Annotated in this window: 6 protein-coding genes and 1 pseudogene; 3 read left to right on the top strand and 4 right to left on the bottom strand. The window is 69.6% G+C overall.

The annotated features are described in order from the left end of the window. A partial coding sequence (locus tag G3N92_RS28860) for a TSUP family transporter (protein ID WP_206130987.1) occupies positions 1-297 on the bottom strand: 297 nt, incomplete at its 3' end. A 212-nt stretch (positions 298-509) separates the two neighbouring features. Here G3N92_RS28860 and G3N92_RS28865 point away from each other — a divergent pair. Beyond that, positions 510-1,253, top strand: a complete 744-nt coding sequence (locus G3N92_RS28865) for an energy transducer TonB (RefSeq protein ID WP_206130988.1) — start codon at positions 510-512, stop codon at positions 1,251-1,253. A gap of 17 nt (positions 1,254-1,270) precedes the next feature. On the opposite strand, the gene G3N92_RS28870 is transcribed toward G3N92_RS28865, so the two are convergent. Further along, a complete protein-coding gene (locus G3N92_RS28870) occupies positions 1,271-2,434 on the bottom strand; it encodes a porin (protein ID WP_206130989.1) in 1,164 nt (387 codons plus the stop codon). A 463-nt stretch (positions 2,435-2,897) separates the two neighbouring features. Here G3N92_RS28870 and G3N92_RS28875 point away from each other — a divergent pair, with 463 nt between their 5' ends. Both G3N92_RS28875 and G3N92_RS28880 read left to right on the top strand, forming a co-directional pair. Continuing rightward, positions 2,898-4,001 carry an OpgC domain-containing protein gene (locus G3N92_RS28875; RefSeq protein WP_206130990.1) on the top strand — a complete coding sequence of 368 codons (1,104 nt, stop codon included), beginning with the start codon at positions 2,898-2,900 and terminating at the stop codon, positions 3,999-4,001. A 207-nt stretch (positions 4,002-4,208) separates the two neighbouring features. Further along, positions 4,209-5,507 carry a mechanosensitive ion channel family protein gene (locus tag G3N92_RS28880; protein WP_206130991.1) on the top strand — a complete coding sequence of 433 codons (1,299 nt, stop codon included), beginning with the start codon at positions 4,209-4,211 and terminating at the stop codon, positions 5,505-5,507. Between the two features lie 73 nt (positions 5,508-5,580). Here the strand turns inward: G3N92_RS28880 and G3N92_RS28885 are convergent, their stop codons facing one another. Both G3N92_RS28885 and G3N92_RS28890 read right to left on the bottom strand, forming a co-directional pair. Then, positions 5,581-6,405, bottom strand: coding sequence for an IclR family transcriptional regulator (locus G3N92_RS28885; RefSeq protein WP_206130992.1), 825 nt, complete (start codon positions 6,403-6,405; stop codon positions 5,581-5,583). 86 nt (positions 6,406-6,491) lie between these two features. Next, positions 6,492-6,978: pseudogene (locus G3N92_RS28890) on the bottom strand (hypothetical protein); the annotation flags it as partial.

A 6,978-nucleotide genomic window follows, 5' to 3' on the forward strand; every position in this document is an offset into this window, starting at 1 on the left:
CGGGCGGGCGTGCGCCAGCGCCGGCAGCCCGCCCGCGAACGTGCCGACGGCGAGGCCCGCAAGCAGCGGCCAGAGCCGCCTGAGCAGCGCGCCGAACGCGGGGCCGCGCGCCAGTTGCCAGACGTTGGTGACCAGCGACGGCACCACCAGCAGGCTGGCCGCCGCCGCAGGCGGCATGGCCAGCGTCAGCAGGCCCATCGCCACGGTCGGCAGGCCGAGGCCGATCATCCCCTTGACGAGGCCGGCCACGGCGAACACCGCGACGACGATCGCGATCGTCGAGCCATCGTTCTGCATACGGAATTCCTTGGAGAAACACGCCTGGAAGGCGAACGCGCCGATGGTGCCGCGCAGCGGCGCAACGCGCCATCTGGTTTTGCCTGAGGCTGCCTCAGGCGGCCACGGCAAGGCAGGCCGACGGCTTTTCTGAACGCTGATTGTCACGGCGGGAACCGCCGCTTCGCGAGTGCTGGCGGGCCTGACCGTTAGTTGCGATTTGATGCAATTCAATGCGGCCCCGATCGCCGTTCGTTTGCGGTTATGATGGCGCCGGCCCGATCTCGGCGGGCCCAACCCATTCTTCCCGCCCCGCCATGACCACGCTCCGGCACCTGCCCCGCATCGCCCTGTTCCTGACGAGCGCAGGGCTGCTCGCCGCCTGCGCGAGCGCCCCCGCATCGAGGCCCGCCGGGCCGCTCGCGGCGGCGCTTCCCGCCGCCCAAGCCGAACCGCCCGCAACCTGCCAGTTGGTCAAGCCCGACTACCCCGGCGCCGGCCGCTACCGCGGCGTGGTGAAGCTCGGTTTCGAGGTCAGCGAAACCGGCGCAATCGAGCACATCACGCTCGTGGAATCGTCGGGACACTGGCAGTTGGACGACAGCGCGGTGCAGGCCTTGCGGGCCAGCCGCTGCCGGCCGTATCTGGAAAACGGGAAACCGGTACGGGCGCATTACACGGCGCCCTACGCATTCGAGGCAGCCCCGCCTGCCCCGCCGGTGGCCTATAGCGAGGCATCGAAATCCGCCCTCGCCCTGTTGCCCGGCACCCCGCCGAACGAGGGCGTCGGCCGCACCTACCGCGTCAACATCCCCGTATGCGACGTGCGCCGCGCGCCCGACCAGAAGGCGCGGGTGTTCGGCACGTATTCGCAGGATTGGCCGCTGACGATCTACGAACGGCGGCACGAATTCGCGCGCGTGTCGCCGGACGGCGCCGCGCCGGAGTGGGTGGTGTTTTCGCTGTTACGGCCCTGAGCGGGCCTGCGCGGCCGTCAGAACTTGTGCCGGATCGCCGCGCGCACCGAGAACTGGCTGGCGGTGGCCGACGGCCCGTCGGTGCCGACCAGGTAGCCGCCGTCGAGCGCGCCGCCCGGCCGGTCGCCCCCGACGCGCTGCCACGCGCCCTGCAGATACACGTCGGTCTGCTTCGACAGGCTGTAGTCGGCCATCAGCCCGACCGTGTGGTAATGCGGCCGGGCCGCGCCGTCGGCGGTGTCGAACGTGCCGCTCGTGTAGGTGTACTGCGCGCCCACGAAAAAGGCCGGGGTGAGCTGGTATTTGCCGTTGATCTCGAAGTTGTCGAAGCGGGTGGCCGACAGGCCGAGCCCCGACAGCGCGCCGGCCGGCAGATAGGCGGTGGCCACCGGGTTCTTGAGATCGGTCTTGGTATAGACGAAGCCCACCGTGGTTTCGCCGAACGTGTAGTTCAGGCCGCCGCCGAAGATGCGCAGCCGGTCAGCCGTGAAATTGGCGTCGTTGGCGGCCACCGCGCCGTCGGCCGTGCGGCCCGGGTTGTTGGCCTCGAGATAGGCCGCGCCCACCTGCAACCCGCCGAAGTCGTAACGCGCGCCGGCGCTGTATTGCCGGTTGTTGGCGAACCCGGTGGCATTGCTGAAGCTGTAAGCGCCGCCGAAGCTCAGGCCGCCGAAACCGGGGCTGGCGTACTTGACGGCGTTGTTGGCACGCACCGTGTTGTCGGCGTTGTCGTTGTCGAACGGGTGCGACATCAGCATGCCGCCCCAACTGCCGGCGGCCGTCAGCGGCGCGAGGTAATCGACCACGGCATCGTATTGGCGGCCGAACGTCAGCGCGCCGTATTGCGCGTGGGTCAGGCCGACGAACGCCTGGCGGCCGAACATCCGGCCGCCGTTGCTGGCGCTGCCGTTGTTCACGTCGAAGCCGCTCTCGAGCGCGAAGATCGCCTTCAGGCCGCCGCCGAGATCCTCGGCGCCGCGCAGGCCCCAGCTGCTGCGCTGAGCGTAGCCGCTGGCGAGCGCGTAATCGCTGCGGTTGACGCCGTTCACGCCGACGTTGTTGGTGTAATTCACGCCTTCGTCGATCACGCCGTAGAGCGTGACGCTGCTCTGCGCGCGGGCGGGCGCGGCCAGCGCCATGACCAATGCGGCGGCAGCGGCGGGCAGCAGGAGCTTGTTCATCGTCGACGGTCTCCGAACCGGACAACTGGAATGGCCCGGCGGACCGCTCGACGCGGGCTTCGTCCACCGGTTCTCGCCTGGCACCTTTGATCGGTATCGCGCCGCCCGGCGGCTGCCGGCGGCGCGCATGACGGTTCAGAGTGTGTCACGCCCGAAATGCGCCGTCCACGCCGTTCGAAGCGCCCGCGATGGCCGTTGCGCAATACCAACTCGCGCGCGCCGCGGCCCCTGCTGTCAAGCCGCCGACACACGCCGGCACAGGCGTTTCCGGCCCCGCCGGAGCCATGCGCCGCGATGGTGCAGCGCGCCGCCGGCCGGCAATCTGCCGGGCTTGCGCCGACGATGGCACAATCACGTCCGTTTCCGCTTCCGCCGTTTGCTTCATGCCGAGTTTCCCGCCGCGCGCCGCCGCGCCCGCGTCCCCGTTCGCCCCCCTGCTCCGCGCCGTCCGGCGCCGCCGCGCATGAGCGCGCCGCCGCCGCGCGCGGGCCGCTTCGCCGAGCTCGATTTCTTCCGCGGGCTGGTGCTGATGGTGATCGTCGTCGATCACATCGGCGGCAGCATCCTGTCGCGCGTGACGCTGCATGCCTACGCGCTGTGCGACGCGGCCGAGGTGTTCGTGTTCCTGGGCGGTTTCGCCACCGCGATCGCCTACAACTCGCTCGCCGAGCGCCAGACCGAGGCCGTCGCGCGCCAGCGCTTCATCCGCCGCGCGTTCGAGATCTATCGCGCGTTCCTCGTGACGGCCGGGCTGATGCTGCTGATCACGGCCGTGCTCGGCGCGCTCGCGATCGACGGCCCGAACATGCCCACCCACGATCTCGAAGGCCTGATGCACCATCCGCTGGCCGCGCTGCGCGACATCGTGCTGTTCCGCCGCCAGCCATATCTGGCCTCGGTGCTGCCGATGTACGCGTTCTTCGCGGCGCTGGTGCCGCTGGCGCTGCCGATGGCGCGCGACAAGCCGTGGCTGTTGCTCGCGATCAGCCTGCTCGGCTGGCTGTCGGCGCGCCGCATCGCGGGCTATCTGCCGACCGTCGACGGCCTGCCGTGGGATTTCAATCCGTTCGCGTGGCAGTTCATGTTCGTGCTCGGCGTGCTGTCGCGCTGCCAGCCGGTGTACGCGACGCTGTCGAAGCAGCCGCGCGGCGTGCTGGTGACGGCGCTGGCGGTGGCCGTGGTGGCCGCGGGCGCGTATTACCGGCTGCGCATCGAGCCGTTCCCGACCGATCCGGCGATCAAGCAGAACCTCGGCGCGGTGCGGCTCGTCAACTTCCTCGGCATCGCGTGGCTCGCCGCGAAGCTCGTGCATCTCGGCTGGATGCACCGGGTGGCCCGCGCCATGCCATGGATCGGCACGATCGGCCGGCAGGGGCTGCTTTGCTTCGTGGCCGGCACGGGCATTTCGCTGTCGGTCGATTCCGTGCTGTACTGGGAAACCGACGGCTATCTCGACGTGCCGCTCGGCCTGACCGCCGACGTGGTGGCGATCGGCCTGCTCTATCTGGTCGCGAAGCTGTATGGCCCGATCGCGGCGCGCTTGCCGTTCCTGAAGCCGAAGCGCTGAGCCTCGCGGGCCGGCGACGGTTGCGCCCGGCCCCCGCCCCAAACCCGGTTGCGTCAAATTTCCGTCACGTCACCGGAACCCTTCACGCCGTTTCACTGTCTTGACAGCCTCCTTACTGTGCGCGCCGCCCCGGCCGCGCAGACGGCCGCGTCCCGTGCACGGGCGGGCGCTGCGCCGTGACCTCAAGCTCCGTTCCGCACCGAATCGATGAATGCAACCTGGTTTGAGCCGCTCGTCGGCTGTCTGATTCTCGTCGCGGCGTCCTGCGTGATCGCCGCCGCTGTCCGCTTCCTGCTGTTCCGCGTGGTCGCCAAGTTCGCCGCACGCACGCCCACCCGCTTCGACGACGTGCTGTTCCAGTACGGCGCGTTCAAATGGCTGTCGCGGCTGGTGCCGTTCGTGGTGTTCCAGCTCGGCTTCCGCGCCGTGCCCGGTATTCCCGAATCGGCCGCGCGCGTGGTCGACAAGCTGGTGTTCGCGGTACTGGTGTTCCTCGCCACCATGATGGTCAGCGCGGTGCTGTCGGCCGTCGAGCACCTGCACCGCACCAAGCCGCGCGAGCAGGCTGCGCTGTCGCTGAAGGGCGCGATGCAGTTGATCAAGCTGCTGATGTTCCTGACCGCCGCGCTGGTGGTGATCGGCGCCGTGACGGGCAAGCAGATCGGGCTGCTGCTGTCGGGGATCGGCGCGATGTCGGCGGTGCTGATGTTGATCTTCAAGGACACGCTGCTGGGCCTCGTGGCCGGCGTGCAGCTCTCGTCGAACGACATGCTGCGGATCGGCGACTGGATCACCATGCCGAGCGCGGGCGCCGACGGCGACGTGATCGACATCACGCTGAACACCGTCAAGGTGTCGAACTTCGACCGCACCATCATCACGATCCCCACCTGGAAGCTGATCACCGAGAGCTACCAGAACTGGCGCGGCATGACCGAATCGGGCGGGCGGCGCATCAAGCGCGCGATCTTCATCGACGCGACCAGCGTGCGCTTTCTCGGCGCGAACGAAATCGCCCGGCTCGAACATTTCACGCTGCTGAAGGATTACCTGGCGAGCAAGCGCGGCCTGCTCGACGAGTGGAACGGCGCGCTCGGCGCGGACGCCGAATGGACGGGCAACCGCCGCCAGCTCACCAACCTCGGCACGTTCCGCGCCTATTGCGACAGCTATCTGCAGCATCACCCGCGCATCCACGGCGGCATGACGCGCATGACGCGCCAGTTGCCGCTGACGGCCGAGGGCATTCCGATGGAGTTGTACTGCTTCACCGACACCACGGCGTGGCTCGATTACGAGGCGATCCAGGGCGACATCTTCGATCACCTGCTGGCGGTGCTGCCGGAGTTCGGGCTGCGCGTCTATCAGCATCCGTCGGGCTTCGACATGCGCGGCATGTTCGAGGCGGCCGGCGCGATGCGCGCGGCGGCCGCGAATGCCGCGGCCAGCGCCGATGCGGACGAGGCCGCCAACGAACCGGCCAAGGGCCGCGCGACCTCGCACTGAACCACCGGCCCGCCGCCTTCCGTATCGTTCGTCAGCCCGGCGCCGACCATGCCGCGCCGGGCTTCATCGCCGCTCAATCCGACGCGGCATCCCCATCTGCCCCGAGCAGCAGCGACAGCCGGCGCGCCGTGTCGGTCAGCGCCGCCACCGTGCGCTCGCTGGCCTGCGCCGGCAGGTAATGCACCGAGCCGACGATCGCGAGCGAGCCGAACAACTTGTTGCCGAACTGGAACACGGGCGCGGCCAGCGCGTTGACGCCGGTGAACGCCTCCTCGGGCGCTTCCGCCCATTGCCGCGAACGCACCAGCGCGACCTCGTGCAGCAGCCGGTCGCGATCGACGATGGTCTGCGCGGTCGGCGCGGCGAGCGGCTGCGCCAGCACGCGTTCGAGCAGCTTGGGCGGCCCGAACGCCAGCGCGATCTTGCCCTGCGCGACCGTGTGGAAATCGAAGCGCGTGCCGGGGTGGAAGATGATCTCCAGCTTGCTGCGGCCCGGCACGATGTTGAGCACCACCATGCCCTCGTCGGACACCGTCGTGATCACCACCGTCTGCCCCACCGTGTCGCGCAACTCCTCCATCAGCGGGCGCGCCAGCGTCACCACGTCGAACTGGTCGAGCGCGCGCCGCCCGAGCAGGAACATCCGCCAGCCGATCCGGTAGCGGCTGGTGTCGGGGTTCTGCGTCACGTAGCCGTCGCGCTTGAGCGCGCTCAGATGCCGGTGCACGCGCGCCTTCGGAATGCCGAGTTCCTGCGCGAGGTTCGTCAGCGCGCTTTCGTGCGGATGGGACGCGATGGTTTCCAGCAGGCGCAGCGACATCACCGAGGTGGATGAGGTCGCGTCGTCCTGCGCGCCGGGTTCGAGGTCGTCGCTGTCTGCTGCTTTGTTGATCGCCATGAAGGGAAGAGCTCGGGATGGTCGTGTGAGGGCCGCGGGCCTGGCGCCGCGCGCGAGCGCCCGGCGGCGCCCCGCACGGCTCCGGATCAGGCGCCCGCGAGCGTCAGCAGACGCTCGGCAAACACGTGATAGCGCTGATCCTTCGGCCGTCGTGCATCCTCGATTTTGACATACCGGATCGAACTGCGGCCCCGGCACGCCTGGGGCAGCAGGAAGCAGCGGATGAAGGCCGTTTCGGCGTCCGGCGTGGTGGGCGCGAGCACCGGATCCCGGCCCAGTTCGAGCCAGGCCTGCCCCGCGCCGTGCGTGTGGCGCGCGCCGTCGATCTCGATCGCGATCTCGCCGTGCAGCGTGCAGCGGATGCCCGGCCCCTGATGAACGTGCGTGTGCGCGATCCCGCCCGGCGGAAAATCCACGCGGTCGCAACGCATCAGCCAATCGAAGCCCGGATCGAGCGTAATCTCGGCGGACAGCTTGGCAGCCGACTGCGCGCGCGGCGCGCTGCCCAGCAAGCCGGCCTCGGCCGGGCGCGCGGCCGGTTGCAGCTCCCAGCGCCAGAGCCGCGCGCCGCCG

Source organism: Burkholderia sp. Ac-20379 (assembly GCF_017104645.1).
Taxonomy (GTDB): domain Bacteria; phylum Pseudomonadota; class Gammaproteobacteria; order Burkholderiales; family Burkholderiaceae; genus Burkholderia.

Bases quoted from the DNA above. Each gene is read 5' to 3' on its own strand.
- G3N92_RS28885 (WP_206130992.1), bottom strand. From the start codon at position 6,405: ATGGCGATCAACAAAGCAGCAGACAGCGACGACCTCGAACCCGGCGCG.
- G3N92_RS28880 (WP_206130991.1), top strand. From the start codon at position 4,209: ATGAATGCAACCTGGTTTGAGCCGCTCGTCGGCTGTCTGATTCTCGTC.
- G3N92_RS28870 (WP_206130989.1), bottom strand. From the start codon at position 2,434: ATGAACAAGCTCCTGCTGCCCGCCGCTGCCGCCGCATTGGTCATGGCG.
- G3N92_RS28865 (WP_206130988.1), top strand. From the start codon at position 510: ATGCGGCCCCGATCGCCGTTCGTTTGCGGTTATGATGGCGCCGGCCCG.
- G3N92_RS28875 (WP_206130990.1), top strand. From the start codon at position 2,898: ATGAGCGCGCCGCCGCCGCGCGCGGGCCGCTTCGCCGAGCTCGATTTC.